This window comes from Peribacillus sp. FSL E2-0159, assembly GCF_038643155.1.
In the GTDB taxonomy this organism is placed as follows: domain Bacteria; phylum Bacillota; class Bacilli; order Bacillales; family DSM-1321; genus Peribacillus; species Peribacillus simplex.
On sequence record NZ_CP152053.1, the window covers coordinates 4,332,126 to 4,358,593 of the forward strand.

Here is a 26,468-nt window from a genome sequence, read left to right on the forward strand (position 1 = left end):
TAAATCTTTTATGCGTTTTCCTCTATAAGGAAGATTATTTTAGGAACGATCTGCCTAACAAAAAATGCAGTCCTACTCTCTTCTCAGTCAAATATTCAATACCCTATTCAAGTATAAAATTCACATAGAAATCACTTTATGTATGACTCAATCTTCCGAACAGTTCTCATTCTTGTTATTTATCATACGATAGTCGAATCTTTCCTGCAATCCAATAGTGCTTATTTCGAAGCTTTTTCTGCAAAAATAGGTATTTTACCATTAAAAAAAGCCCTTGCCAAGTTGGTAAGGGCCGTAAGTAGTTCATTTAAAGACTTTCCAGTTATACAGTTACCCAGTTCAAACGTTTAATTTCATCGTAGAATTCATCAAATTGTTTGAAGTCCATTTGCTGTGCAGAATCCGATAAAGCAACGGAAGGATCCGGATGCACTTCAGCCATAACACCGTCAGCACCGATTGCAAGAGCCGCTTTAGCCGTAGGAAGCAGGAGATCGCGACGTCCAGTTGAATGCGTTACATCAACCATGACCGGTAAATGAGTTTCTTGTTTTAAAATCGGTACAGCAGAGATATCAAGTGTATTTCTTGTTGCTTTTTCGTAAGTACGGATACCGCGTTCACAAAGGATGATGTTGCCATTGCCCTGCGACATGATGTATTCCGCTGCATGAATGAACTCTTCAATCGTTGCAGCCAATCCGCGTTTTAAAAGAACTGGTTTATTTACGGCACCTGCCGCTTTTAGCAAGTCGAAGTTTTGCATGTTGCGCGCCCCGATTTGGATGACATCGATATGATCGATCGCAGCTTCGATATCGTTGGCACTCACGATTTCACTGATGACAGCCAAGCCGTATTCATCAGCAACGCGTTTAAGTATTTGTAAACCTTCCAAACCAAGCCCTTGGAAGTCATATGGAGATGTACGTGGCTTAAATGCACCGCCGCGCATCAATTTCAGACCTTTAGCTTTAATGACCTCCGCCACCGCAGCTGTCTGTTCATAAGATTCAACGGCACATGGTCCGAAAACGAAGCTAGGGATCCCGTTACCGATCAATTCACCCTTAATGTCGATGATAGTGTCTTCAGCCTTTTGTTTTCTTGATACAAGAAGCGTTTTCTTCTGATCATCTTTTTGTAGCTCCAAGCCCAATTTAAAGATTTCTTTGAAAATATGTTTAATCGAACCAAGATCAAGCGGTCCTTGATTATTGGCTTCGATAAGATCCAGCATTGTTCTTTCACGGACCGGATCGTAACGGTTTACACCTTGTTTTTCTTTAACGCGACCAATTTCCTGTACAAGTTCAGCACGTTGATTAATAAGATGTAATAACTGAAGGTTCACATCATCCAGTTGATTACGAAGTCCATCAAGCTCTTTGTTGCTCATTACAAATCCATCCCTTCGTTTTTTAAAATAGAAATCGGTTCAGCGGACTCAAACTAAAAAAATCCCATCTGGATCCTCGAACATCCATCCCGATTGTTTTATCAATGAAAAATTTAGAATATTTCATGTATGATAAAATCAATTATAAATGAAGTGTCCATAAATGTCACTATATTTTTCTTTAATAATTAAACGCTTTTAAGCATTAAAGTTATAAATGCATAAATGCAGGTGCTGCTCATGCATGAAAAACGATTTGCACTGGATATTGGAACACGATCCGTTGTAGGAATTATATTGGAAATAGAACAGGAAAGCTATAATTTATTGATATTTTATCTCAAGAGCATTTGGACCATGATCAAATCGTCTGCCACTTGCCTGGAGCCATCCAGAAATGATTAAAGAGTTGCAGCTGCCTGAACTCTTTGCGCAGCTAAATGAACAGGCAACACCTTTCAAGAAAAGGTTTCCCCTGGAGACCGTTTAATAATCCTATGCCCACCAGATGGAATAATAAAAGGCCGGACCCCTTTTAAAAGGATCCGGCCTTCATAAATCATTCAGTAATGGCCTTGCTCAATGAATCATATGTAATCCGCCAATGAGATTCATTCCAGGCAGGTTTTCCACTTTTAAACAGGATGGCCTGAGGTGATTGATGTTTGACATCAAATGTTTCTGCCACATAATTGGATAGTGGACGAGCTTCCTGAACGGCTAAATAGGCCGTTTTAAGTTGTTCGTTCTCTAAAATGTACCTCTCATATTGTTCAAAAGCTTCAGCACTGACCGGGCATGTTACACTATGCTTGAAAAGCAGGAATGTATCCTCTTTTATAAGCTCATTGAATTGTTCTTCTGTTTCGATTTTACTCATGACCATAAAACCGTCTCCTTTCCTTGTCCATATAAATTTTACCATCAAAAAGGCGATGAAGCCATCGAAGCGCTTCACCGCCTTATTCTTCGTCCCTTTATGCCTCTTCATCCCCCTTAAAGGAATCCAAGGAGTTTATTTCTTTAGACTACTCTCTGTTTCATCAAATGCCTTTTTCGCTTCATCAAGTTTTAATTTTGCCGCATTCTTGTTTCCGCTTGTAGGATCTGCAGGATTATTTTCCAAGTCATTACCGTTAGCAAAGTTCGTTTCGACGGATACGATAGGAGAATCGGAAGTTCCGGTTACATCTATATCCTTATTGCTAGAATTCGTAGTATTATCAGCCGCGTCGCCGTTTTCTTTTCCCGTTTTTAAGCTTTTCACTTTATTGACGATATTTGAAGATTTGTTGGAAACGATTTCCGTTACGGAACTTGTTTTTTCTTTTGCAGTATCAGCAAGGACTGTACCTTTTTCCATCGCCGTTAGTCTTAATCTTTCTGTTTTCTCTGAAATGTTTTTAGCTTGTTCATTGAAGTCATTCCTTAATTCCTTGCCTGTTTTCGGGGCCATGAACAAAGCTGTAGCCGCTCCGATCATCCCGCCGATCAGGGCGCCAATCATAAAGTCCTTCGAATTGATCGAGTCGCGTTCGTCCTCATAAGATTTCTGATAGTCCTTTGCCGCAAATTCTTTTTGAGTCATAATACATTCCCCTTTCAATTTTCAGTTCATTTTTATTTAACTAGATTTTAAGATCTAGAACGTAAAAACCTTTTTTTAGGTAGGTTATCTGTTTCCAGTGCTTCCCTTTCTAACTCCGCCCTTTCGGTTGGGGTCGGGGCAGCCTGTTTGCTTCTGGATTTCCATTTGTCCCTGATTTCCATGGCGACATTGCTCCATTGTACAATTTGTGAGATTCGTTCTTGATTATTATCAATCTCAGCCTGCACTTTATGGGAAACCTTTTGGATGGAAGAATTAAAACTAGAGATGGATGTGCCCACATCCTTCACGGCATCCACCACCGTGTTCAGGTTTTCTGACTTTTGCTGCAAATCTTCAGCCAACGTATTCGTTTTATGTAATAACTGAGTAGTTTCGAGCGTTATGCCCTGCATTTGGCTCTCTAATCCTGTCAGCGTCCGGGCCACACTGTCCAGGGTAGTTTGAAGTGATGTCAGTACCTTTGTTAGGAAAATAACAAGTACCAAAAAAGCTATCGCTGCAACAGCAGCACTTACGTATAAAATAATCTCCATTGGAACACCTCCGAAAAAAATCGACTTATTTAATAGCTGTTAGATATTAATTACCCCTTCCCTATTATTATAAACTTATTTTTTTTTTGAATATACCCTATCAAACCCTAATCTGGAAATATTGTTGTCTACATCCAGTTCCTCCGTGAAATTCATGGGTGACACTTATGTCGGGAAATCGGGTATGATAGAAAAGATAAGTCGAATTTAAACAATGGAGGTATTTTTTATGAAAGATCCCAGAATTGGTACATTGGCCAAAAACTTAATCAATTATTCCGTGAAGCTTCAAAAAGGTGAAAGAATCTTGATCGAAAACTTTGGATTACAGCGTGAACTTGTTAATGCACTTGTGAATGAAGCCTATGCAGCTGGTGGTTACCCATTCGTCCTGTTAAAGGATCACCAAGTGGATCGTGCCTTGCTGATGGGTGCCAAAGAAGAACAGTACAAGATGATGGGTGAGTTTGAAGCTAACGTAATGAACCAGATGGATGCTTATATCGGGCTTCGTGCCGGGGATAATATCAATGAACAATCCGATGTCCCTTCAGAGAAGATGGCGATTCATGGACAGACAGTCGGTAAAGTACATAGAAATATCCGCGTGCCAAAAACAAAATGGGTCGTACTTCGCTACCCGACAAATTCCATGGCCCAATTAGCCAAAATGAGCACAGAAGCATTCGAAGACTTTTATTTCGAAGTCTGCAACCTCGACTATGGCAAAATGAGCTCAGCAATGGACAACCTTGTTGAATTGATGGATAAAACGGATAAGGTCCGCATAACTGGGCCCGGTACGGACCTAACCTTCTCCATCAAAGACATTAAAGCCATCAAATGTGCGGGTGAGCTGAACATTCCTGACGGTGAAGTATATACGGCTCCAGTTAAAGATTCCATCAATGGAGTGATTTCGTATAATACTCCGTCCCCTTATCAGGGTTTTACTTTTGAAAACGTGAAGTTAACATTCAAGGATGGAAAAATCGTTGAAGCGGTTGCGAATGATACGGAACGCATCAACAAAATTTTTGATACTGATGAAGGCGCACGATATGTCGGTGAATTTGCAATTGGTGTAAATCCTTATATTCTACACCCGATGCAAGATATCCTCTTTGATGAAAAAATTGATGGAAGTTTTCATTTCACTCCCGGACAATGCTATGATGATGCCTTTAACGGAAACCATTCAGACATTCACTGGGACCTGGTCAATATTCAGCGACCTGAATATGGCGGCGGGGAAATCCATTTTGATGACGTCTTGATACGTAAGGACGGACGCTTCGTTTTACCGGAACTGGAAAATTTAAATCCAGAAAATTTAAAATAACATAAAAACCAATAAAAAAAACGACCGACCCGCTACTAACGGATGGTCGTTTTTTTTATTTTACCTGCAGTGAATGCTCATAGGCTGCTTGGAACTTTTGAATGTCCCCCGCACCCATGAATAACACGACACTGTTTTCATGATGTTGCAATATTGATGTTGTGTTCTCCGTAATCAGCTCGGCACCGGGAATCTTATCTTGAAGGTCTTCAATCGATAACTTCCCTTGATGTTCACGAGCAGATCCAAAAATTTCACATAAGTATACTTTGTCGGCCAAATTCAAGCTGTCGGCGAATTCATCCAGGAATGCCTGCGTTCTCGAGAAAGTATGTGGCTGGAATACCGCAACAACTTCACGCTCTGGATATTTCTGACGCGCCGAGTCAACAGTTGCAGAAATCTCGGTCGGATGGTGTGCATAATCATCAATGATGATCTGACTTCCGATTTCCTTTTCGGAGAACCTGCGTTTAACTCCGCCAAAAGTCCGCAATTGGGCTTTCACAGCTTCCGTATCCAAGTTTTCATATTTACAAAGTGCAATGACACCAAGTGCATTCAACACATTATGCTTTCCAAAAGTAGGAATAGTGAATGTATCATAGTAATTGTTCCTTACATGCACATCAAAAGTCGTGCCATCCGGAGTGACGGAAACATTTTTCGCTTGAAAATCATTTCCTTCTGCAAATCCGTAAAAAATAACCGGTACTTTCGCCTGAATATGTGGTAAATGCTCATCATCCCCGCACGCAATGATGCCTTTGTTGACTTGAAGGGCCATCGTTTGGAATGCCTCGAACACGTCTTCGACATTGGCGTAATAATCAGGATGATCAAAATCGATATTCGTCATGATTGCATAATCCGGATAATAAGAAAGGAAATGACGGCGATATTCACATGCTTCGAATACGAAGTAATCAGAATTCGCGATTCCTTTACCCGTTCCATCCCCAATCAAGAAGGATGTCGGTTTAGCTCCCCCCATTACATGGGCAAGTAAGCCGGTCGTCGATGTTTTACCATGCGCTCCCGTAACGGCCACGCTGATGAAGTTTTTCATGAAATCACCTAGGAAACGGTGATAACGGATAATCGGCAAATCAAGTTCTTTTGCCTTCACGATTTCCGGATGACTATCCGGAAACGCATTTCCTGCAATGATGGTCATTCCAGGTTGAATATTTTCCTCGTTGAAAGGAAGGATTTTAATCCCGGCTTTTTCTAATGCCAATTGTGTAAAAAATTCTTTTTCGTAATCGGAACCCTGCACTTCAATATTCATATCATGCAGTATTTGTGCAAGAGCACTCATACCCGACCCTTTAATTCCCACAAAATGGTAAGCAGTCATAAAGCGAACCTCCACCAATCGTCTACCTGTATGACAGTATATGACGTCATCTTTTATTTGTTTTTCCATTACGAGACTTGTTAGTAACGCAATTTCTTCATAGGTTTTCAAGCTTATATTTTCAATCATTCATCAACAAAAAACTATTATATCACTTTTTTATTCATACATCCATGTCAGGCAGATGCCAATTTATCAAATCATTGGCTTTTCCCTCAATTAAGGTGATAAAAAAGGGTTTTCACCCTTTCACATTATATACAATTTCCTTTTATTAGGTTCTCTTAATTAACATGTAAAAATTCCAGTTCTTCTTCTGTAATCAATACATCCCTGGGCCTTGAGCCCCTGGATTCGGAAACGACTCCCTGTTGCTCCATCATTTCTATTAGACGCGCTGCACGGTTGTAACCTACTCGGAAACGCCTTTGGACACTCGATGCAGATGCAGCCTGTTGGCTCACGACAAATTCACAGGCCTCGAAAAACAGTTCATCCGCTTCTTCCGTGACCTGGGCCCTGTTCAGCAAGTCTTCTTGTTCAAACAGGTATTTCGGCTGCTGCTCCAGTTTAACATGGTTGACGACTTGATCAATTTCTTCATCACTCACAAAAGTCCCTTGCAGTCGCACCGTTTTTGAAGAGCCGTTTTCAGCGAATAACATATCTCCTCTTCCCAATAATTTTTCTGCACCGCCACTATCGATGATAGTACGGGAGTCGACTTGTGAAGAAACCGAAAAAGCGATCCTTGTCGGGATATTTGCCTTGATCAATCCAGTTATAACATCTACTGAAGGTCTTTGAGTGGCTACAATCAAATGGATGCCGCAGGCACGGGCCTTTTGAGCAATCCGGCAAATCGCTTCCTCTACATCAGCCGGGGACATCATCATTAGATCCGCAAGCTCATCGATGATCACCAGGATATAAGGCAGCTTGCTTGAATATTGACCGGCTTTTTCCGCTTGGTCATTAAAGCGGGTGATATCACGTACACCGGCATGTACAAACAATTCATAACGCCGTTCCATCTCCTCTACAGCCCATTTCAGCGCAGCCGTAGCGGCTTTTACATCGGTTATTACTGGACTGACCAAATGCGGGATCCGGTTATATGGGGCAAGCTCGACCATTTTCGGATCGATCAACAGTAATTTCAACTCCTGCGGCGTCGCTTTATACAGCAAGCTGACCAGCATGGTGTTGATACAGACACTTTTCCCCGATCCCGTTTGCCCGGCTATCAATCCATGAGGCATCTTTCTCAAATCCGTGATAATCGGCTGACCGGATATATCGAGTCCTAAAGCCACAGCAAGCGGTGATTCATGCTCTTGAAACTCAGTACTTTCCAAAACCTCCCGCAAAAATACCGGTTTGCTTTTCCTGTTCGGAATCTCAATGCCAATTGTATGTTTACCCGGAATAGGCGCTTCCATCCGCATATCCTGAGCAGCAAGGCTTAATTTGATGTCATCCATCAGGTTCGTCACTTTATTCACCTTCACTCCCGGCTCCGGATGCACCTCGAAACGAGTTACTGCAGGTCCTTGAGTGACATTGACGACCTTTGCACGGACATTGAAATTTTTCAATGTCTCATCAAGTAATAAAGTCTGTTCCTCGAGCCACTCATCATCATGCACAGCATAAGTGGGAGGTGTCAGCAATTCGATATTCGGAAACACATAGTATGGATTATCATCCACTTCCACGGAGCCAAAAACTGCCGGGTTATCGCCCTGGCCACTTTCTGCTGCCGCCTCTGTATAAACTGCTTCTTGATACCCATTTCCAGAAATGGGGGATTCCTGTTTCAATATCGGCTCAGGATTTGAACCGATATTGGTTTCAACTGTGTTTTCAGGCACGGCGGCGGTTTCGGAACCAACGTTAGTGTCCAAAAAGGCTGGTATTGGTGTAATGACCGGAGTCTCCTCTTTTGACATAACTCTGCCTTCCTCCGGTTCCCGTTCAGGAATTGAGTGTGGTTTCGCTTGTCCTGCCTCCGTTTCAGCATCACCATACATTGGTCGCTTATCAGATGAAACTACTTCCCTTTCCGAATTAGGGCTTTTTTTTTCCGGCATCATTTTATTCATGAACCGATTTTTTTCCCGATCTTGCTTAAGCATCATCACATTAAATGGGATATGTTTTTTCGGACGTTTAGGCTCTACTTCCGTTATTGCCTCCGATGGATCACTTTCAGGCAGTGTCCCTTGACTGACGGATGGTTCAGTTGATTGTACAGCAACCTTCCTAGGAACCGATACAGCTTCAGGCGGTGTGTCTTCCGCCTGTTCCATTATGGATACAGCGACTTCGCGTCCATAATCAACTTGGTCCAGTTCGATAGCTTCTTTTTCTACCTCAGGCTCAATTATGTTAGGCTCGCTTACCGCTTCTTCTGGCAGTGATTCAATGGAATTCCTCCGAAAGAAAGCGGGTATCTCCGAATCTTCCCTTTTTTCTTCCGCTTGTTCCGGTATAAGAACGGATGGCTCTACCGTCAATTCTTCATGTGGCACTTCTTTTGAGATTTCAGGAATCGATACTGGAATCTCAATATCGGGTTCTGTTTTTTTTAGGCCGGGCATTTTGCTTTCCAATTCATATTCGACAATTTCTTCAGAAGGGACTATTTTTTTTTCCGGACGACGGAACCCATAAATGGGTGAAGGGATTTCCGTTGGGCGGAATGGAGTTTTTGACGGTACTATTTTTGAGGTTTCCTCCCGGTCGAAGCTTCTCCGTTTTGGTTCTGGATCCCTTACAGGCCTTCTCGTCGTTTCTTTGGTCACATTCTTCCCCTGTTTGGGTTCGTGTTCTTCCCTGTTTCTTTCCCTAGGCTTTCGTTTATTCTGCTCCCGATCTGGAATGAGCGGAAACTTGAACTGTCCTTTTGGATATTGAAACAGGATTTTCGTATCCGGGTCCGGCGTCTGGGACATTTTTTCCACTTTTTGATTATAAACCTTTATTTCTTCTTCCTTTGACTTCGAAAGCTTCGAAAAATCCATTTTCCTTAATGTCTCTTCATCAAGCGGTTCATCTATAATAATTTCTTCGATTTCGATAATTTCCTCTGCTTGGAACCATTTTTTCATCTTATTTAGCCATTTCAAAACTATCACTCTTTCTACATCTGTAGTTATGTAACTAATTCTACCAGTTATTTTTAAAATATCGAGAAAATTTAAGCTAAATTGGGATTAGTACCTATTTTTTTATCGCAATCTTACTAACTTAACGTATTTCGCAGAACTCCTACCCTATTAAACCCCTTCTGGAATGAGTTTAAACCTAACCATCGCGAAATAACATTAACCCCTAGTCTACTATTTAAATAAAACACCGCTGTTAAATCGCGTTTACAAAGAGATTAAGTTTTCATGCAGCCGAGGAAGCAGACTGGTAATTCATTGCATCATCCTTCACGAAACCTCCGTTGGCATCCAATACCTGCCGAAACCCATAAAACACCGTTCGTTAATACCGAACGGTGTTTTGTGGGTTCCAGCGTTTTTTTGCAAACAAAGACCAAAGGGACTATTTCCATTCATAAAAACTGCATACAACCTGCGCCACTGATTTGGAAGCGATCAAAAGGGCATCTTCATCAATGTCGAATTTAGGATGGTGATTGAAATATGCCTTATCCACCCCTTTCGGTTTACAGCCAATGTAAAAGAAGCAGCCAGGAATCTTTTCTGCATAATATGAAAAATCCTCTGAACCTGAGAAAACCGGAAATTCCACGACCTTCTTAATATCTTTGTCATTCATGCTTTCCAGGCTATTTTTCACGAATCCAGTCAGTTCAGGATCATTATATAACGGAGGATAATCGGGAACATATGTAAGTTCGCACTGAACATCAAATTCCGTTTCTATTCCTTTGACGATCCGGTGGATTTCCTTATCGATCAGCTGTTGGGTCTCTGCTGTCATGTAACGGACATCCCCTTCAATTTCTATACGATCTTTAATGACATTAAAGCTTCCTTTTCCATCGAAGGAGCCGATTGTGACTACGCCCATATCAAAAGGGTTCAAGCGACGGCTGACTACGGTTTGTACGGCTGTCACGAAATGGGCGCCTGCCACAATGGCATCATTAGCCATATGCGGGGAGGATCCATGGCCACCTACACCCTTTATCCCTAACTTGAAATAGGTCCTTCCGGCCATCGAATAGCCGCCGCGATACCCGACAACCCCTGCTGGATGCGACGGAAATAAATGGATTCCAAAAACAGCATCCAGTTCATCCAAAAACCCTGATTCCAAAATGCTTTTTGCTCCACCTGGGGGTGTTTCTTCTGCATGTTGATGGATTATTTTGATCGTACCTGATAGGGAATCTTTCAGCTCATTGATGCAGTCTGCCAGTACCAATAAATAAGCGGTATGCCCATCGTGTCCGCAAGCATGCATGACACCTTCATTTTTTGACCGGAACGGGACCTCCGCTTCTTCTGTAATCGGCAATGCATCGAAATCCGCCCGAAGACCTATCGTTTTCCCTGGTTTTCCGCCTTCAATCGTTACGATGATCCCTAATCCGTTTCCTACATTCGTTTGAATCGACACATCTTTTCCCTTATAAAAATCAATGATATATTGTGCGGTTTTCTCTTCTTTAAAGGATAGCTCCGGATTCTCGTGTAAATGACGGCGGATTTGAACCATTTCCCCTTCACGGGCTTCCAGCATGTTGATTAATTTGCTTTTCACGTTCACGATTATTCCTCCCCCTTATTTGATTATAATTTGTTGGTCAGGTATGCCTTTCGTGTCCCTGTATAGCATGTATCATCTTGCTCTGTTAAATATCATTGTTGATATAGCGTAATAGTAAAGGACCCTGCTTGTTGGCTCTTACTTAGTTGCTTAACTAACCCTTCGGATATTTAAAAAGGATTCTATTGGAATATTTGCTGTTCATATTTCCAATATAAGCTCTCGGAGCTATTCTTTTCTAAGAAGGTGACTATAAATTTAGTTTTATAATCTGGATCTGAAAATGAAACTTTATGATTGTGAGTCCATCCTATTTTTCCTAATTTACTGAAAAGATGCTGTTCATCGGTATCAGTTTCTCTCATAATCCGTTCTCTTCCTATAACTTCACCATTCCTCTTTTTGATTTCGAGAAACACATCTATATAAGAAACTTCTTGTTCACAGACAATACTGCAAGAATATTTTCTGTTAGGGCTGCTTTTCTTCGCATAAATCCACTTGTTCTCAAAGTCCAGGTTTATTATTTTTTGATGGATATCCTTAAAAAGGCTAATATCACAATTAAGTTCCTTTGCTACCTGTTCTAAAGGTTTTTGCATAACTTCAAGGGTATATTCTTTTTTCCTTTGGTCCGTAGGCAAAGAGAAAAACTCTTTCATATTAATCTCAGCGAAAACGGATTTATAATTAAACATAATAAACGAATCAGCCTCTAATTTGTTTATTACGTCCAAGCCTGATACACAATTAATCAATATTCCCTTATATTCATCCGTTTTGATTTCTGAAAGTAATCGACTGTATAAAGAAGCGATACATCTTGTTTCCCTATAAAAGTTTAAATTTGCCTGTCTATCCTCTGGAAAGAATAATTCAATATTTCTTATAATCGGCATAGCTACCTCCGGAAAACCAATGAAAATCTTTTTATAATGCCGGAACTACATTAACCTCGTCTAAGCAAAAGCCACTTCTGCTCAATTAAAAAAATTGCAATGGACCCATTTTTATATTGGACGACAAAAAGGACAGAGAAGGGTCGCATAAACTAACTGCTCCCTTCTCTGTCCTTTTACCTGAGAGTTTAGCTCCATTTTTGGTCATGGAGATTTCCCCGTTGGTGGCACACTTCCTGCGCGCTCTCCAGAGTTGCGTCCAGCTGTGGTTCCATTTACCTGAGAGATTTGCTCCAAGGGATATTTTTGGAACTTGCTCCTTCGGTGGCTCAATGCTTTGCACTCTCCCACAACGTTCATCCGCTTGTTCTATTGTTTTGTTTTTATATATTCAAAATATTCCAATTATATTATCGGCCATCAAAAAACAAATATCAACTATTTTTCCTTAGATTACCTTGTTGAAATTCAGGAGACTCTACTAAACTTTAAAAGGACCGCTGCCAGATGCTGACACGGTCCTTATGTGATTCAATATATTATTGTTCACGCTTTTTGTTTTTACCCATAATGAAGATGGGCTCCAACTCATTTTCTTCATAAAGGAATGATAGAGCCGTTATCGGAACATGACCGCTGGCAAAGAAGCTCATCGCCATTTGCGCAAGAATATCATAGCCCGTATCATTCTTCACATCGGCAATGATGATGACATCCTGATGCGGTATGGCCACAGCCATGGTTCCCTCGATCTTGTCCTTCATTTCCCGAAGCCAGGATTCATTCAGGATCCTGCTGGCATCATATCCATCATTCGTGTTCAAAAAATAAAATGCATTACCTGCAACGATATCCGACTTCATTTCAGTGGATAGGGAACGGGCATTGAAAAGGGCAATTTCACGGATCCTGTCACCCTGCCAATTTTCCCGTTGAATCATCTTTTCATCTATGAGACGGTAGGTTTTCCCTAAATCAAGGGCATAAAAAATCCGTGTTTCAGCCGTATGCTCATCGAATAAAAATGGATTTCCTTCTTCCGATTCCATTGGAAAGGAGGTCGAGCGAATGACAGGGAAAATGAATTTCTCCTTGCCTTCCATGCTGTGTTCTTCCCCCATCACATTCAGGGCCTCTTCCACGTAATAGGTAATTTCATCGATGGCTTTTTCCTGTACGTTTTCATAGTTAGCAAGCACAGGGGGCAACTCGATGGTGATCCCTTTCCCTGTCTTCACATTTTCCACTCGTAACGTATCTTGCTTGCTATCGAATTTGAATGTGCGATTCTCATCTTTTAAGCGTTCCTTCAAGATATTTTTCAGCTTCGTGCTGTCCATTTTCATGACTGACCCTCCTCTTCATTGAAAAATCCCCAGCGAGAAGGGGAAATTGATTATAGTGATTGTATGAATTCCTCAATTTGTTCTTGTGTTTTGCGATCCTTGCTTACGAATCTGCCTAGCTCTTTGCCATTATCATACGCAATGAAACTTGGTATTCCGAATACATCATTAGCTGCACACACATCGATGAATTCATCACGGTCAACATGAATGAATGTAAATTCAGGAAATTTCGTTTCTATCTCGGGCATTATCGGTTCGATTACACGGCAATCTCCACACCATGTTGCTGAAAAAAGAAAGATATGTTTACCTTCATTTTTCAATGCATCATATTGCTCAACGGTTTGTAAATTTTCCATTTGAATATTCCTCCTGCTCTAAATGACACCTTATTTTTTATAATCCCATCATACCAGACTCTCCGCGAATCAACCATTAATTCGGATCGGTTGAACGGCCGGGTCATCTTATTTCTGGGGCACGGATGAAACGATTTCCATCATTTGTTTCGCATCGGTTTTTAAATGATCTTTATCCGTTTCAGTTGTCAGCTTGACCCCGCCTATTCCCACTGCAAGCTCATACTTTTCTTTCGGTATCTCTTTGATCGATATAAAGCCGAATTTATCATCAGTTTGAAAAGAATGCAGCACTACATATTGATCCTTTTGTTCCTTTATCGCCAAATATAAAACGGAGCTGTCTTCTTTTTCATTTGGATTGACAAATAATATATAAATCTTATCACCTTTTTGTAAAATCAAATTATTATCATGTTCTTCTACTACCTTAAAATCCTTTGGCAGATAGACCTGAATAAGTCCCGCCTCGAGATTGGGCTGTTTTTCGTCGTCACGAAAAGCCAATTCTGCGGCCTTCATTGCCTTTTCGGTTTGCCTCTCAATACCTGAGCATCCCACAATCAAACTGCTTATTAACAGGAAAACAAGAATTTTTTTATTCGATAAAGCCATCGTCATTCCTCCAGCCATCTCTTTTACTCACTTAAGAATACTATTATCCTTATTTATGAAATTCATCCATTTTCTCAAAACATGATACAATGAAAGCAATTTAAATACCGAGGAGGAAAACAATGAAATTAACCGTGTATCTTGCTGGGGAGATCCATTCAAATTGGAGAAGCGAGTTGAGGGATAAGGCCGTTGCACTGAAACTTCCTTTAGAATTCGTCGGCCCGATGGAAAATCATGAACGCTCCGATAATATCGGTGAAGATATTATCGGGGAACAGCCTAATCCCATTCTGAAGGATGCGGCCGCATCACAAATCAATAATTTGCGGACAGGTCTTTTGATGAAAAAAGCTGATCTTGTCGTCGCTCTGTTTGGGGAGAAATATAAACAGTGGAATACGGCCATGGACGCAAGCACCGCCGTTTCCCTGGGTAAACCGCTTATTTTGATTCGCCCGGAATCCCATCACCATGCCTTAAAGGAATTATCGGAAAAAGCGAGTGTCACGGTCGAATCCGTGAACCAAGCCATGAAGGTGCTTGCTTATATTTTTGAAGAAGGGCTGTAAATCTCCCTTGCCATGGGCACAAGTATGAAGGACTGATCATTTCATATTTACCCAAATAAAAAGCTTGCAGGGGAAAATTAGATGCCTAATCTCCCCTGCAAGCGAAAAACGAATAAATTGTTATGGTTGAATCTTATCCCTATTTAATGGGAATCCAAATTTCTGAGTAATAGTCAGGGTTTGAAGCGTCGTCATTCGCGTATACTTCCAATTCGGGAGTTCCTGCATGTTCATAACCGCTGGTAGGGAACCATTCGGAAAAAATTTGCTTCCATGCTTGCTGGATGGCATCAGGCATAGGACCATGAACTTCAAATACAACCCACTTGGAAGCCGGTATCGTAAGGGCTGAAAACTCTTCAGGCACTTTCCCTGCATACTCTGCACCTATCCAATAATCCATCGTTTCATTTTTTTCCACACCCCGCTTATCGACACATACACCAAGCAAGCCATCTATTTGGCCATTATTTAACTTCGCTAACCTATTGCCGGTTCCATCCGAATTCACTTTCTCCCACAACTTCGGAATCCCAATCAAATTCTCATTATTAACCAAGGAAAACTCTTGCTTGATTCCAATCAATTGAAAGGAATCCCTTTCAAGGATATTGTATTTCATCGGTTTTGCCCCTTTCAAAATCACCTGTATCACCAGGCGTTCATAGAATTTCAGCTTCCCCATATACTTTCGGGCTTCGCTTGGAGATACCCCATGCTGCCTTCGAAAAGCTTTTGAGAATGCCTCGGGGGTGTCATAGCCATACTTGTAGGCTAAATCAATGACCTTGCCATTTGTGGATGAAATCTCCTGGGCGGCTAAGGTCAGTCTTCGACGCCGGATATATTCACCAATGGTAATATCCGTTAAAATGGTGAATGTCCGTTGAAAATGAAAAGCTGAGGCATTCGCCTGCCTGGAAATGCTCTCGATCGTCAGGTCCTCCAATAAGTGCTCCTCGATATATTCGATGGCCTTTTGGATTGATTCAACCCACCCCATTCCGCTCCCCCCTTGTCACTATACTAGCAAGCCCGCTCAATAAAATCCTGTCTGATTCTGCTCTGTTTTGGCAGTGTTCGTTTCTAGCATTCGAAACCCGCCATTCCATGACAGTGATTCAAATATCCTACTTTTTCATTTTCTGCTTATACTCGTGTTGACCGGCTAGCATCCTCATGATATGAAGGAACATTTCCCCCCTGGTGATTCGCTCATTTGTAAACACGCCGATCGCTCCTTCCTTTTTGCTAATATTCTCTTGCCTTGTAAAGGCGTCCATCACAGGTCCCAGCTCTTCATCATCAAGCAGCTTCTCAGCAACAATTCCCGGTAGTGGGATTCTCGCTCCGCCAGCTACAAAGACCTCACCGTCCCTTGTAGCCATCGCACCCCAATTACACAGAAACAGGCCTTGTCCCATTTTCACGACACCGCCTTCAAGTCCGATGCCCAATTCGACATCACTGTGAATCAAGCAATTCCGGGCACGTGTCATTGCCCCCTCCATCGTTTCTTCATCTGAAAAAGGCTGTTCCGGGACCCCGCTCTCCACTTGAAGCGAAATGATTTCTGCATCTTCATATACGCCAAGCACGGCACTTACTTTCGCCGGATTCTTACTGCCTACTGCTATTTTCAATATCATTACCTTCCTTCTATGTAAAAAAAGCTGATGGAAAAGGATTCATGACAGCATCCCTTTCCATTTCAGCTTCCTTCATCAACCGTTTTTTATCAAGGTCTCGAATGTCGATTTATCACAGGAGCGAACCAATTTCCCAATCAGTTCACGTGCAGCGGCATAATCATCAATATGAATCATCGAGGCATGTGTATGAATATAGCGGGAACAAATGCCAATCACCCCGCTTGGAATGCCTTCATTTGCAATATGGACCTGCCCTGCATCCGTGCCGCCTTGGGATACGAAATATTGATACGGAATATCATTCGACTCGGCCGTATCAAGGATGAATTCCCTCATGCCGCGATGTGTAACCATCGAACGATCAAAAATGCGGAGCAGCGCCCCTTTCCCCAGCTGGCCAAATTCACTTTTACTGCCGGACATATCGTTCGCCGGACTTGCATCCAAAGCGAAAAAAAGATCAGGTTTGATCATATGAGCTGCCGTTTGCGCACCCCGTAATCCCACTTCCTCCTGAACGGTTGCTCCGGAATATAAGATATTCGGTAATGTTTCACCTTTTAGATCTTTTAACAATTCAATCGCAAGTCCGCAACCGTAACGATTATCCCACGCTTTTGCGAGGATTTTTTTCTCATTGGACATCGGCGTGAATGGACAAATCGGTACAATCTGCTGACCTGGCTTAATACCGATTCTCTTCACATCTTCCTTATCATCCGCCCCGATATCAATCAGCATATTTTTGATATCCATTGGTTTCGAGCGTTGCGATTCATCAAGCAAATGGGGCGGAATCGACCCGATGACACCAATGACCGGACCGTTATCGGTTATGATTTCCACTCTTTGGGCCAAAAGCACTTGACTCCACCAGCCTCCAAGGGTCTGAAAGCGAATCATTCCATTTTCCGTTATGGAGGTGACCATGAATCCCACTTCATCCATGTGCCCGGCAACTAGTACAGTCGGCCCATCCTCATTGCCTCTTTTTACACCAAATATTCCTCCAAGGCGATCTTGGACGATTTCATCCGAATACTTTTCCAGCTCACTCTTCATGAAACTCCGAACTGCATGTTCATTTCCCGAGGCTCCCGGTAATTCCGTCAATGTTTTAAAAAGCTCCAAAGTCTCATGATTCATTTTTTCTACCCCTAACCTATGTATTGTTTCTTACTATTTTACAAAACTTAGCAACGTGTTACACTAGAAAGTTCTAATTTATCAGTTAATGGGTAAAATTTCAAATTATTAGTCAAATAAAGCGTACTTCTGTATACTAGAAGAAGTTATTTTAAAAAATGCAATGGAGGAGAAATCAATGAATTGGAAAACGTTTTTATTAGGTACTGCAGCTGGGTTTGCTGCTGGCTTTGCAACAAAACAACTATTGGATCAATCAAGTAAACCTTCTCCGGATAAAGTCTTGGCCCAAGTGAAGGAAACAGTCAAAAAGGATGGAAATATATATGGCTCATGGATCTTGATGAAGCCGGAGAACTATTCAAAAAATGATTTGGACTATGAAGTGTACAAAGGCGGGATCACCAGAAACACAGAGGGTAAACGCGAGCAATTCGAATTTGTTGCAGATGCCTCGACAGGAACGATATTGGAGCTTAATGCGCAAAATGATTGAAACAAAAAAGGAGGGCCGTCTAAATGACGTCCTTCCTTTTGTTTTCCCGCTTACCGCTTCCGTTTCAATTCGGCTATTATCTCCTTACCCGTTACATCCCATTTGATGGCACAGTAATGGGCATCATGGTAAAAGCTATACCAGGACCCATTTTCCAGTCCGGACTTCATCCACTTTTCCTTCGCCTCGATGGAAGTCATGGGATAATCGTCATAAGCAAGGACCCAGAGAACATTAGCATGCGCGTGCGTCGGCATGATATCTGCCATGTGAATCAATCTATCCCCACCATCCTCAATGATGATGATTGCATGACCATCACTATGACCCCCAGTATGGATCATTTTAATGCCGTCCGTAATTTCCTGTTCACCTTCAAAAGGACGTACAAGAGAAGCGACAGCCTCCCAGTTTTCTGCCCAATATGTACTTTTTGAACGAATATTCGGGTTTTTCATTTCCTCCCATTCAGTTTGGGCCGTAATGATTTCTGCACGCTCGAAAACAGGCACCCAAGTTTCACCTTCGCGTTTCGTCAAACCGCAGGCATGGTCGAAATGTAGATGGGTCATTAAAATGTAATCGATATCATTTGGCTGAATCCCAAGTCTGCCAAGATCTTCGACAAGATTGGATTCCTCCGTGACCCCAAAATTCCGTTTTTGCTTGTCATTCATCTTTCCATTACCAATACCGGAATCTATAAGCATGTTCAAACCATTTGCCTGCACCAAAATCGGATCCGTACGTAACTCGATTTGGTTATTTTCGTTAACAGGATACTTCTTGGACCAAAGCGGTTTCGGTACAACACCAAACATCGCACCACCATCCAAGTGAGTCACACCGCCATTCAACCACGTTAATTTAATTTCCCCTATTTGCATCGTTTCCATTTTACCCCTCCTCTCCCTTTAGTTTAACACCCACTTCCATATATTGAAATTGATAACAATCAAGTCATCCTCGTGTATGAATCATACCGGCTTAAACAAAGTAAAAAACCAGATGCTGTGCACCTGGTTTCTGCTCGATAATTATTGGAACATAGCTTCCAATCTGTATATCCGGTTGCCTTTACTCGAGAACTTTTCTTCATATTCAGTCATGATGTTGCCTTCAAAATTGCTGTTATGCAGATCAAGGCTTACATATTTCAAGAGCATGCCGTATTCGGAAATACTCTTCAAGGAAGATTCGAATAACCCTTGGTTATCCGTCTTGAAGTGAATCTCGCCTTTGTCTGGCAGGATACCTTCATATACTTCGAGGAAGGTCTTATACGTTAACCGACGTTTAGCATGACGCGATTTCGGCCATGGATCAGAGAAATTCAAGTAGACGCGATCCACATCACCTTTTGCAAAATAGTCCCCTAAGTTCGCTGCGTCAACATTCAACAGCTTTAAATTTGGAACATCTGCTTCAATCAGCAAGTCCAATGCAGCTACTATGACGCTTCTATATACTTCAATTCCAATGAAATTCACTTCAGGATGGGCTTTTGCCATTTCTGTGATGAATCGGCCTTTTCCCGTACCCACTTCAATATATAACGGATTATCGTTACCGAAAACTTCATGCCATTTACCTTTATGGCTCACTGGCTGCTGAATTACATATTGTGGAAAATCATTCAAACGGTCTTCAGCCCAAGGTTTATTTCTTAAACGCATGATGACACCCCTATTTATAATATAATCGTTCAAACCATAACACGAGTGGATGGATTCCTGCAAGCTGATTTTTTCAGGAAAGGCCTGCATGCACCCACTGATACAATAAAAAAACTGCCGGCCATCCAGGCGGCAGTCTCTGTAGTTTTCATGTATAAAACTTTCCGCAAAACACACCATAAATAAGTGAAGGGCAGGCGAGAACCACCTGGGAATCCCTTGAATCCATATTTAAGAAGGAGAGGTACTATATGCCGCTTTCCCATGAACATCAAATGTCACTATTAAAAGATATATTGACCAATCATCAAACAGACTGCTGCGGATCCGTTTCTGAATGTGAACAGGTTGAAAGGCTCGTCAAATCCTTAATGATCAATATGGAAATTGACAGCAATGTTAAAACGATACTGACGGAGATTTACGAATACAGTCAGACAGGCATCGGTACCGCCGATTTAGATGCACATATTTCAACCCACCAGAACGACTTGTCCCAGTGGGTGGATGATATAGATCAACAATTCTGATCAGCCAACCATCAATAATGCTTCCAGTTTTTGCAGTAATTCATTTCTTTCCTCGTACCGCTTTCTACGATGATGCCATTGGATGGAAAGCACAAGTTGTGAAACCGTGTGCCATTTCATCCTCATCTCCAGGCCTGCGTCAAGCTTCTTGCCGTAACGGGCAAGCCATTGATTCCATTCTTCCCTTGGGACATATGAATACAGGAGTATGCCGAGGTCAATGGCCGGATCGCCAATGACCGCTCCGTCCCAATCAATCAGGAACAATCCGTCGGTTTCGGTCATGAGCCAATTATTATGGTTCACATCACAATGACAGACGACTTTTTCGTCGCATTCAATCAACAGGAGATTATTCTGTAAAAAATGGATGGCCTGCTTGATAATTGGAATATCCGTAACATCCGAAGATAACCCGGTTTCTATGTCTGTAAGTATACTTTCAGGTCGTAAAGGGGATTTCCCAAGCCTTTTGAGCATGCTTAACAAAGGATCGGATTGATGAATTTTTTGAAGCAGCTTTGCGACTCTTATATTGTTCATTTCCTGCTGAGATAGCTCCCTGCCTTCCATCCAATGCTGGGCCGTAATTACATCCCCATTTTCCAGGCGTTTTGTCCACATTAACTTTGGAACAATGCCCTCAGCTGAAAGAACAGCTAAAAATGGCGATGAATTTCGTTTAAGGAAGAGCTTCTGCCCCTCTTTCTCGGCAAAAAAGGCTTCTCCCGTAGCACCTCCAGCAGGGGATATATCCCACTCCTGACCTAATAAATGTTCCAACTGGTTCACCTTCGATTTCCTCGCTTAATCATACAAATGTGGGTACGTTCACCTAGTGTATGTATTACCACTACTTTGAGTCCATGTTTTATAAAAAATCCGCCTGTTGGCGAAGCTGCATATATACTTGCATCGGGATGATACCCGCAATTAAAAACATCCTCATTTTAGAGAAATAAAAAAATAGCTATTGAGCAATTAAACAATAGCCATAAATTAAATTTTAGTTGAAAAATGGTTTCTTCGTCAAGTACTATAAAACGATTATACTCATAAAACAAAAACAAATAAATCATTTCATATTTTTGTATGGGTCATCACCCTTGAACATGACGCGAATTTTCTCTTTCAGAACCACTGCAGCTACTTCATTCGTACCAACAATTTCCCCATCAGACTGAACTTTTACTGACCCTTGATTCCTCATTTTTATCATTTTACCAGAAAAAGAATCAACATTTTTAATGTTTAGGTGACCGCCCCAAAAAACGGTGATGAAGACGGTCAATAATTTCAACAAAGTAATATCATGGACCGCAATCACATTCAACCTGCCATCATCCAGCTTCGACATCGGTGAAATTTTCATCCCACCGCCAAAGTAGGGCTGGTTCGCAATGACGATGAACCAAACCTTTTTCAAAAGATGCCGATCTCCATCAACGATCAATTCCATGCAGCTGGGCTTGTAAGTAAATAACTTTTTTATAAAAATGAACAGATATATTAATTTACCCGCACTGACAAAATTAAACCATTTTTTCAGAGGGGAACGGTCTGCTTCATCGGAAATTTCAGCATCAATGCCCATTCCCAGGCTGTTAACGAAATAACCCACCTTGCCATTCGTCTCGAACTGCCCAATATCAATGGCACTAAAGGAATTATCCTGAAATAAAGAAAGGGCGTCTTCCACACTCTCAGTTTTTTGAATGCCCCTTACATAATCATTGCCGGATCCAGCCGCAAGGGAGCCGATAATAGCGTGAGGGAAACCAATGGCGCCATTTATCATTTCATTAATCGTGCCATCTCCCCCGACAGCGATCATCCGGGTATCCAGATTCGTCCCTGATAGAATTTCCTTCGTTAATCTTAGCGCATGCCCCTTTTCCCGTGTAAAAAACACCTCATGGGGAACAGCTTTTGATTTCAGTATTTCCTCGGCTTTTTTCCAAATCTTCAAACTCTCTTCATTTCCAGCCATTGGATTGACAATGAAATACACCGTTTCATTAAGGTGCGGCATGCTCATTTCCTTCTGTTTGGTTATATTCGGCTTCCCATTCAGGCCGCAGGCTGGATGTAGTTTGGCAATATTCAAGCAAAGCCTGCGCCCCTTTTAACTGCTGTGCCTTAAGAGGAGACGATATTGCCCGCATCCTTTCAAACCATTCCGGGAAGGTCCGTTTATCCAATATCGTAATATCATAAGGGGCTTCGGGATAATCGACATATCCATTCCGGGATAAAATCACCTTTTTAATCGGCATGTTCACTTCATATAGCTCAAATAACTGGGAGACGATGTTCGTCATCCGATTTGCACCCAACAAAGGATTGAGCACTTTTTTATCAAGATGCTTATGATGCCTGCGGACCCAGAACCGATCACTCGAACCGATGAAAGCAGCGTCTTCTTCCGCTTCCAGAAAAGTGATGCACCAAGCATCAACAGGGGTCAATAAAATGACTTCTACTTCAACAGGCGCATTTTTCAATATAAAGATAGGTTTATATAATACGAGAAACGTATCCGGAAAACGCTGCAGAAAAAAGCGGAGCCTTTCATCCAAAAAGAATGATTGTTCCACAAATGACTTTTCACGAAGCGTAGAACTCCCCCATTTCATTTGAAAACGGAGCAATTGATTTAAAAAATTTTGCTTTAATTCATCGAGACTGGCCGGACGGAACGGAAATCTTAATGAAAAAACATTAGTATCTTCAACCTGGTTCGGTATTAGCAGTTCTTCTGCCACTGCCTCCTGTTTACCTGTCCGGTGGAATATGCCTTTCACCTTTTTAAACAGGCCCTTTGACTCTTCCTGAGACGGATCAAATTTGACCTGTTTTTCACTTTCAGTATGTTCGCTGTACAACAGATCTAGCTCGCCCGCATTATAAGCAGCCTTCAGTTTATCCCATTGCTGTTTTTTCAACCGTGCAAATTGTGTTGGATAACGATAAATATCCTGCTCATACCGGGAAATATAATCCTGCATCTTTATGAGCTGTGCCATTCGACCACCACCCATCTCTCTCTATTTTTGAAGGTTTATCGTGAAAATCTTCTCGTATGAAGGGGAAGCTCCAAGATGTGTTTGATATAACGCAACCTGATCTGCTTCAAAATGCTTATCCTCCAAATTCGCTATCAGGCGAACTCTCTCCAACGAAAAGGGACTATCCCCCTCGAATTTTCTTGCCAGCGTTATATGAGGCTTAAACGGCTTTTTATCAAGTTCAAAACCCGCTTCGATACAAGAATTATAGACTTTCCTTTGAATGGCAAAAAGCCTTTCTTGCTGATTGACGCCTGCCCATAGAATCCTTGGACTCTCACTCCTGCCAAAACCGCCAATATCGCCGAGTTCCAAGTCGAATGAGGCCTCATTGGCAAGCTCGCTTTTCACACGCACCAAAGCATCCTCTTTCAATGTATCGGGAGCATTGCCCAAAAATGCCATCGTAATATGATAATCGGCTGGATGCAGCCATTTCTTAAATGGAAAGTCTGGCTTTATTTCTTCCGTAACAGCATTTAAATAAGCCTTAATATCATCAGGCAATACTAAAGCAAAGAAAAAATGAGTATTCATGATCACTTAAATCCCTTCCTATTTTCCCTTTAATTTTACCATAATCCCCATTGCATATACCTTTTCCTGGACTTCCTTATAAATATTCCCTTCCTAGGAATATTCCCAATCTTCCTCTGAACGAAGCCCGTGACGGATAATACACGGACGGGTCCAGGACGTATTTTTTAGTTGGGCGAATCAACAAAAAATACAGCATAAATCAAAGAAAAAAGGACCAAAGATTGGTCCTATTCTTCATTTTCTTCTTTTAGCTGAACAGCGTTTCGTAAAGCAGGAACAAGTTCAGTCCGATGATAAGTACAGCTATAAGCCAAGCGACACTCGAGGTGAGTTTATGGTTTACCAGGTTGCCCATGATTTTTTTGTTGCTTGTAAACATGATCAATGGCACTAGGGCAAACGCGATGCCAAACGAGAGAACAACTTGACTCACTACAAGTGCTTTGGATGGATTCACTCCCCATAATATTATGAGCAGGGGGGGAACGGTGGTTATGACCCTTCTTAAATAAATCGGTATATGTCTTTTAATGAATCCCTGCATGACTACATCACCTGTCATTACACCAACGGATGAGCTGGATAAACCTGCAAATAACAATCCTATTCCAAAAAACATCGCGACTGATGGTCCAAGCATGTCACCGAATTGTTGATAAGCAACATCCAAGTCCTCTACAAGTATTCCATTCTTATAAAATAAGGCAGCTGAAACAATGACCATTGCGGCATTGATCGCACCTGCAATCAACATGGCGATGACAATATCAATTAGCTCAAAACGATATATCCTTTTTCTTTCCAAATCGTTTATACCGACTATTCTCTTTTGAGTTAAAGAGGAATGAAGGTAAATCGCATGTGGCATAACGGTAGCTCCAAGCATACCGGCCGATAGCAAAATACTGTCCACTCCCTCGAATTTTGGAGTGAAGAGTCCTAAAACAATGGCTGAAGTGTCAGGTTTTGCATAAAAAACTTGAGCACCAAAAGCAATCACTACTACAAATATCATGACCGTGATCAGAGCTTCGAATGTTCGATAACCTCTGCGCTGGATTTCCAAAATGGCAAATGATCCAACCGCTGCAATTATTGCCGATGTGATAAGCGGTAAGTCAAATAGCAAATAAATTCCTAGCGCCGCTCCTATGAATTCAGCTAGGTCGGTTGCCATTATAACGGCTTCGGCTTGAATCCATAATAAGAACGATGTTTTTTTTGAAAATTTTTCCCTGCATAACTCTGGAAGATTCTTTCCCGTGGCTATCCCCAATTTGGCTGATAGTGATTGAATTAGCACGGCCATTAAATTGGATGCGAAGATAACCCATAATAACGCATAGCCATATTTAGATCCAGCTGTAATATTGGTCGCATAATTCCCTGGATCAATATAGGCCACAGCTGCTATAAAGGCAGGCCCTAGATAGGGAAGCAGTTTTTTGATTCCTCTCGAAGAAGATTGATGCAACACATCGGACATATCTATTTCAACTCCTTTTTACATGCAACTCAAATTGTTGCAACAGGTAAACTTTTTAGGTTATTAGCAAGTATATTCCTGGTTCTTGAAAATGTCAAAAAGGGAGGATGGCATAAGGATGTTATAAACGTGAACGGGGATTCGGAAATGGCCATCTCGCTACCGACTACACAGATAAAAGCCCCTTTGCCATTAGTGGCAAAGGGGCTTTTATCTATTTAACGGAACCGCATTGCTTCTCGATTTCCTCAGAAAACAGTTTCTGCAGTCTTTGGGTTATCGGACCGGGTTCCCCGGCTGCAATCGATTGGCCATCGATATTAACAATCGGTGTCACTTCGACGCTTGTGCTGGTATAAAGGACTTCGTCGGCTGCCATCATGTCCTCGACCGTGAAGGCTTCTTCGACATAGGGAATCCCATGATCAGCGCAAAGTTTCAGCATCACCTGACGGGTAATTCCATTCAGGATCAAGTTTGTGGCCGGATGCGTTTTAAGTAGCCCATCCACCACGATTGAGACATTTGACGAACTTCCCTCCGTCACCGTACCATCACGATGCTGGATTGCTTCATCACAACCGGCATCGACCGCTTGCTGTTTAGCCATTATATTACCCAGTAGATTTAAACTTTTGATATTACAGCGCAGCCAGCGTATATCGTCGGTGGTAACAGCCTTGACCCCTGGCTTCATTTTTCCTTTATAAGGAATTTCCTTGGTATAGGCAACAAAGACCGGTTCCACCTCTGCAGTTGGAAAAGAGTGTGTACGCGGCGATGCTCCCCTTGTCAGCTGCATATAGACGATACCGTCCTTCAGTTGATCTTCAGTAATCAGTTCTTTCATGCGGGTTTTGATTTCCGCTGCAGAATAGGGAACTTTCATTTGTATCAACTTCGCACTGTCCATCAGCCGGTTCAGATGCATGTCCCCCGCAAATAATTCGCCATTATAAACCCGGATGACTTCATAGACGCCATCACCGAATTGATATCCCCGGTCTTCAATATCTACCTTTACTTCGGACCTGCTTTTAAGGTCGCCGTTAAAAATGATTTTTCCCATGTCTTTCTCCCTCTTT

At 41.9% G+C, this 26,468-nt stretch carries 26 protein-coding genes and 1 riboswitch; of the genes, 4 read left to right on the forward strand and 22 right to left on the reverse strand.

All coding sequences use genetic code 11. The features are described 5' to 3' along the window. Nucleotides 1-322: 322 nt before the first annotated feature. From NYE63_RS21125 to NYE63_RS21140, 4 genes are all read right to left on the reverse strand, one after another. A complete protein-coding gene (locus tag NYE63_RS21125) occupies nucleotides 323-1,399 on the reverse strand; it encodes a bifunctional 3-deoxy-7-phosphoheptulonate synthase/chorismate mutase (RefSeq protein ID WP_063232679.1) in 1,077 nt (358 codons plus the stop codon). 559 nt (nucleotides 1,400-1,958) lie between these two features. Further along, complete coding sequence (gene ytxJ / locus NYE63_RS21130; protein ID WP_342602571.1) at nucleotides 1,959-2,390, reverse strand: bacillithiol system redox-active protein YtxJ; 432 nt, start codon at nucleotides 2,388-2,390, stop codon at nucleotides 1,959-1,961. 24 nt (nucleotides 2,391-2,414) lie between these two features. Continuing rightward, nucleotides 2,415-2,987, reverse strand: coding sequence for a YtxH domain-containing protein (locus NYE63_RS21135; protein WP_342602572.1), 573 nt, complete (start codon nucleotides 2,985-2,987; stop codon nucleotides 2,415-2,417). 47 nt (nucleotides 2,988-3,034) lie between these two features. Beyond that, complete coding sequence (locus NYE63_RS21140) at nucleotides 3,035-3,544, reverse strand: DUF948 domain-containing protein (protein ID WP_034309251.1); 510 nt, start codon at nucleotides 3,542-3,544, stop codon at nucleotides 3,035-3,037. 229 nt (nucleotides 3,545-3,773) lie between these two features. Between NYE63_RS21140 and NYE63_RS21145 the strand changes: the two genes are divergently transcribed. After that, entirely contained in the window at nucleotides 3,774-4,886 is a 1,113-nt protein-coding gene (locus NYE63_RS21145) for an aminopeptidase (protein WP_342602573.1), read from the forward strand. A gap of 55 nt (nucleotides 4,887-4,941) precedes the next feature. On the opposite strand, the gene murC is transcribed toward NYE63_RS21145, so the two are convergent. The 7 genes from murC to NYE63_RS21180 all read right to left on the reverse strand — a co-directional run bounded on the left by murC (nucleotide 4,942) and on the right by NYE63_RS21180 (nucleotide 14,217). Next, nucleotides 4,942-6,246, reverse strand: a complete 1,305-nt coding sequence (gene murC, locus NYE63_RS21150) for a UDP-N-acetylmuramate--L-alanine ligase (protein ID WP_342602574.1) — start codon at nucleotides 6,244-6,246, stop codon at nucleotides 4,942-4,944. 284 nt (nucleotides 6,247-6,530) lie between these two features. Continuing rightward, entirely contained in the window at nucleotides 6,531-9,377 is a 2,847-nt protein-coding gene (locus NYE63_RS21155; protein WP_342602575.1) for a DNA translocase FtsK, read from the reverse strand. Nucleotides 9,378-9,801: 424 nt separating this feature from the next. After that, nucleotides 9,802-10,989: an amidohydrolase gene (locus NYE63_RS21160; RefSeq protein ID WP_342605835.1), complete on the reverse strand. Its 1,188-nt coding sequence runs from the start codon at nucleotides 10,987-10,989 to the stop codon at nucleotides 9,802-9,804. A 188-nt stretch (nucleotides 10,990-11,177) separates the two neighbouring features. Next, the gene (locus NYE63_RS21165; RefSeq protein ID WP_342602576.1) at nucleotides 11,178-11,894 is read right to left on the reverse strand and encodes a hypothetical protein; all 717 of its coding nucleotides are present in this window, start codon (nucleotides 11,892-11,894) and stop codon (nucleotides 11,178-11,180) included. Nucleotides 11,895-12,150: 256 nt separating this feature from the next. Beyond that, a riboswitch (glycine riboswitch) is annotated at nucleotides 12,151-12,254 on the reverse strand. A 179-nt stretch (nucleotides 12,255-12,433) separates the two neighbouring features. Beyond that, complete coding sequence (locus NYE63_RS21170) at nucleotides 12,434-13,240, reverse strand: DUF1444 domain-containing protein (RefSeq protein ID WP_063232673.1); 807 nt, start codon at nucleotides 13,238-13,240, stop codon at nucleotides 12,434-12,436. A gap of 50 nt (nucleotides 13,241-13,290) precedes the next feature. Further along, nucleotides 13,291-13,602 (reverse strand): thioredoxin family protein, encoded by a 312-nt coding sequence (locus NYE63_RS21175; RefSeq protein WP_342602577.1) that lies wholly within the window; start codon nucleotides 13,600-13,602, stop codon nucleotides 13,291-13,293. A gap of 108 nt (nucleotides 13,603-13,710) precedes the next feature. Beyond that, nucleotides 13,711-14,217, reverse strand: a complete 507-nt coding sequence (locus NYE63_RS21180) for a hypothetical protein (RefSeq protein ID WP_342602578.1) — start codon at nucleotides 14,215-14,217, stop codon at nucleotides 13,711-13,713. Nucleotides 14,218-14,339: 122 nt separating this feature from the next. Here NYE63_RS21180 and NYE63_RS21185 point away from each other — a divergent pair, with 122 nt between their 5' ends. Further along, nucleotides 14,340-14,789, forward strand: a complete 450-nt coding sequence (locus tag NYE63_RS21185) for a YtoQ family protein (RefSeq protein WP_342602579.1) — start codon at nucleotides 14,340-14,342, stop codon at nucleotides 14,787-14,789. Between the two features lie 139 nt (nucleotides 14,790-14,928). Here NYE63_RS21185 and NYE63_RS21190 read toward each other — a convergent pair whose 3' ends face one another. From NYE63_RS21190 to NYE63_RS21200, 3 genes are all read right to left on the reverse strand, one after another. Further along, nucleotides 14,929-15,792, reverse strand: a complete 864-nt coding sequence (locus NYE63_RS21190) for an AraC family transcriptional regulator (protein WP_342602580.1) — start codon at nucleotides 15,790-15,792, stop codon at nucleotides 14,929-14,931. A gap of 127 nt (nucleotides 15,793-15,919) precedes the next feature. After that, nucleotides 15,920-16,432: a DUF84 family protein gene (locus NYE63_RS21195; RefSeq protein ID WP_342605836.1), complete on the reverse strand. Its 513-nt coding sequence runs from the start codon at nucleotides 16,430-16,432 to the stop codon at nucleotides 15,920-15,922. A gap of 81 nt (nucleotides 16,433-16,513) precedes the next feature. Next, nucleotides 16,514-17,587 (reverse strand): M42 family metallopeptidase, encoded by a 1,074-nt coding sequence (locus NYE63_RS21200; protein WP_342602581.1) that lies wholly within the window; start codon nucleotides 17,585-17,587, stop codon nucleotides 16,514-16,516. A gap of 178 nt (nucleotides 17,588-17,765) precedes the next feature. Between NYE63_RS21200 and NYE63_RS21205 the strand changes: the two genes are divergently transcribed. After that, on the forward strand, nucleotides 17,766-18,083 hold the full coding sequence (locus NYE63_RS21205) for a hypothetical protein (protein ID WP_342602582.1): 318 nt from the start codon (nucleotides 17,766-17,768) through the stop codon (nucleotides 18,081-18,083). Nucleotides 18,084-18,133: 50 nt separating this feature from the next. Here NYE63_RS21205 and NYE63_RS21210 read toward each other — a convergent pair whose 3' ends face one another. Together NYE63_RS21210 and trmB are read right to left on the reverse strand one after the other, a co-directional pair. Continuing rightward, complete coding sequence (locus NYE63_RS21210; RefSeq protein ID WP_342602583.1) at nucleotides 18,134-18,979, reverse strand: MBL fold metallo-hydrolase; 846 nt, start codon at nucleotides 18,977-18,979, stop codon at nucleotides 18,134-18,136. Nucleotides 18,980-19,120: 141 nt separating this feature from the next. Then, a complete protein-coding gene (trmB, locus tag NYE63_RS21215; protein WP_207436817.1) occupies nucleotides 19,121-19,759 on the reverse strand; it encodes a tRNA (guanosine(46)-N7)-methyltransferase TrmB in 639 nt (212 codons plus the stop codon). 251 nt (nucleotides 19,760-20,010) lie between these two features. Here trmB and NYE63_RS21220 point away from each other — a divergent pair, with 251 nt between their 5' ends. Beyond that, nucleotides 20,011-20,289: a YtzH-like family protein gene (locus NYE63_RS21220; protein WP_148357453.1), complete on the forward strand. Its 279-nt coding sequence runs from the start codon at nucleotides 20,011-20,013 to the stop codon at nucleotides 20,287-20,289. Here NYE63_RS21220 and NYE63_RS21225 read toward each other — a convergent pair whose 3' ends face one another. From NYE63_RS21225 to dat, 6 genes are all read right to left on the reverse strand, one after another. Further along, nucleotides 20,290-21,072, reverse strand: a complete 783-nt coding sequence (locus NYE63_RS21225) for a phosphotransferase family protein (protein ID WP_342602584.1) — start codon at nucleotides 21,070-21,072, stop codon at nucleotides 20,290-20,292. 292 nt (nucleotides 21,073-21,364) lie between these two features. Further along, nucleotides 21,365-22,396 carry a diacylglycerol kinase family protein gene (locus NYE63_RS21230; RefSeq protein WP_342602585.1) on the reverse strand — a complete coding sequence of 344 codons (1,032 nt, stop codon included), beginning with the start codon at nucleotides 22,394-22,396 and terminating at the stop codon, nucleotides 21,365-21,367. After that, complete coding sequence (locus tag NYE63_RS21235) at nucleotides 22,308-23,315, reverse strand: NERD domain-containing protein (protein WP_342602586.1); 1,008 nt, start codon at nucleotides 23,313-23,315, stop codon at nucleotides 22,308-22,310. The genes NYE63_RS21230 and NYE63_RS21235 overlap by 89 nt, the downstream gene beginning before the upstream one ends. Before the next feature lie 21 nt (nucleotides 23,316-23,336). Next, nucleotides 23,337-23,894 carry an RNA 2',3'-cyclic phosphodiesterase gene (gene thpR, locus NYE63_RS21240; protein WP_342605837.1) on the reverse strand — a complete coding sequence of 186 codons (558 nt, stop codon included), beginning with the start codon at nucleotides 23,892-23,894 and terminating at the stop codon, nucleotides 23,337-23,339. A 250-nt stretch (nucleotides 23,895-24,144) separates the two neighbouring features. Then, the gene (locus NYE63_RS21245; protein ID WP_342602587.1) at nucleotides 24,145-25,383 is read right to left on the reverse strand and encodes an Nramp family divalent metal transporter; all 1,239 of its coding nucleotides are present in this window, start codon (nucleotides 25,381-25,383) and stop codon (nucleotides 24,145-24,147) included. A 214-nt stretch (nucleotides 25,384-25,597) separates the two neighbouring features. After that, entirely contained in the window at nucleotides 25,598-26,452 is an 855-nt protein-coding gene (gene dat / locus NYE63_RS21250) for a D-amino-acid transaminase (RefSeq protein ID WP_342602588.1), read from the reverse strand. Nucleotides 26,453-26,468: the final 16 nt, after the last annotated feature.

Excerpts from the sequence above, each read along its gene's own strand:
- NYE63_RS21125 (WP_063232679.1), bottom strand. The coding sequence starts at position 1,399 with ATGAGCAACAAAGAGCTTGATGGACTTCGTAATCAACTGGATGATGTG.
- NYE63_RS21235 (WP_342602586.1), bottom strand. The coding sequence starts at position 23,315 with ATGGCACAGCTCATAAAGATGCAGGATTATATTTCCCGGTATGAGCAG.
- NYE63_RS21220 (WP_148357453.1), top strand. The coding sequence starts at position 20,011 with ATGCCGCTTTCCCATGAACATCAAATGTCACTATTAAAAGATATATTG.
- NYE63_RS21245 (WP_342602587.1), bottom strand. The coding sequence starts at position 25,383 with ATGTCCGATGTGTTGCATCAATCTTCTTCGAGAGGAATCAAAAAACTG.
- dat (WP_342602588.1), bottom strand. The coding sequence starts at position 26,452 with ATGGGAAAAATCATTTTTAACGGCGACCTTAAAAGCAGGTCCGAAGTA.
- NYE63_RS21145 (WP_342602573.1), top strand. The coding sequence starts at position 3,774 with ATGAAAGATCCCAGAATTGGTACATTGGCCAAAAACTTAATCAATTAT.
- NYE63_RS21205 (WP_342602582.1), top strand. The coding sequence starts at position 17,766 with ATGAATTGGAAAACGTTTTTATTAGGTACTGCAGCTGGGTTTGCTGCT.
- NYE63_RS21190 (WP_342602580.1), bottom strand. The coding sequence starts at position 15,792 with ATGGGGTGGGTTGAATCAATCCAAAAGGCCATCGAATATATCGAGGAG.
- thpR (WP_342605837.1), bottom strand. The coding sequence starts at position 23,894 with ATGAATACTCATTTTTTCTTTGCTTTAGTATTGCCTGATGATATTAAG.
- NYE63_RS21170 (WP_063232673.1), bottom strand. The coding sequence starts at position 13,240 with ATGAAAATGGACAGCACGAAGCTGAAAAATATCTTGAAGGAACGCTTA.
- trmB (WP_207436817.1), bottom strand. The coding sequence starts at position 19,759 with ATGCGTTTAAGAAATAAACCTTGGGCTGAAGACCGTTTGAATGATTTT.
- NYE63_RS21135 (WP_342602572.1), bottom strand. The coding sequence starts at position 2,987 with ATGACTCAAAAAGAATTTGCGGCAAAGGACTATCAGAAATCTTATGAG.
- NYE63_RS21140 (WP_034309251.1), bottom strand. The coding sequence starts at position 3,544 with ATGGAGATTATTTTATACGTAAGTGCTGCTGTTGCAGCGATAGCTTTT.
- NYE63_RS21200 (WP_342602581.1), bottom strand. The coding sequence starts at position 17,587 with ATGAATCATGAGACTTTGGAGCTTTTTAAAACATTGACGGAATTACCG.
- NYE63_RS21185 (WP_342602579.1), top strand. The coding sequence starts at position 14,340 with ATGAAATTAACCGTGTATCTTGCTGGGGAGATCCATTCAAATTGGAGA.
- NYE63_RS21210 (WP_342602583.1), bottom strand. The coding sequence starts at position 18,979 with ATGGAAACGATGCAAATAGGGGAAATTAAATTAACGTGGTTGAATGGC.
- ytxJ (WP_342602571.1), bottom strand. The coding sequence starts at position 2,390 with ATGAAGAGGCATAAAGGGACGAAGAATAAGGCGGTGAAGCGCTTCGAT.
- NYE63_RS21175 (WP_342602577.1), bottom strand. The coding sequence starts at position 13,602 with ATGGAAAATTTACAAACCGTTGAGCAATATGATGCATTGAAAAATGAA.
- NYE63_RS21180 (WP_342602578.1), bottom strand. The coding sequence starts at position 14,217 with ATGGCTTTATCGAATAAAAAAATTCTTGTTTTCCTGTTAATAAGCAGT.
- murC (WP_342602574.1), bottom strand. The coding sequence starts at position 6,246 with ATGACTGCTTACCATTTTGTGGGAATTAAAGGGTCGGGTATGAGTGCT.
- NYE63_RS21165 (WP_342602576.1), bottom strand. The coding sequence starts at position 11,894 with ATGCCGATTATAAGAAATATTGAATTATTCTTTCCAGAGGATAGACAG.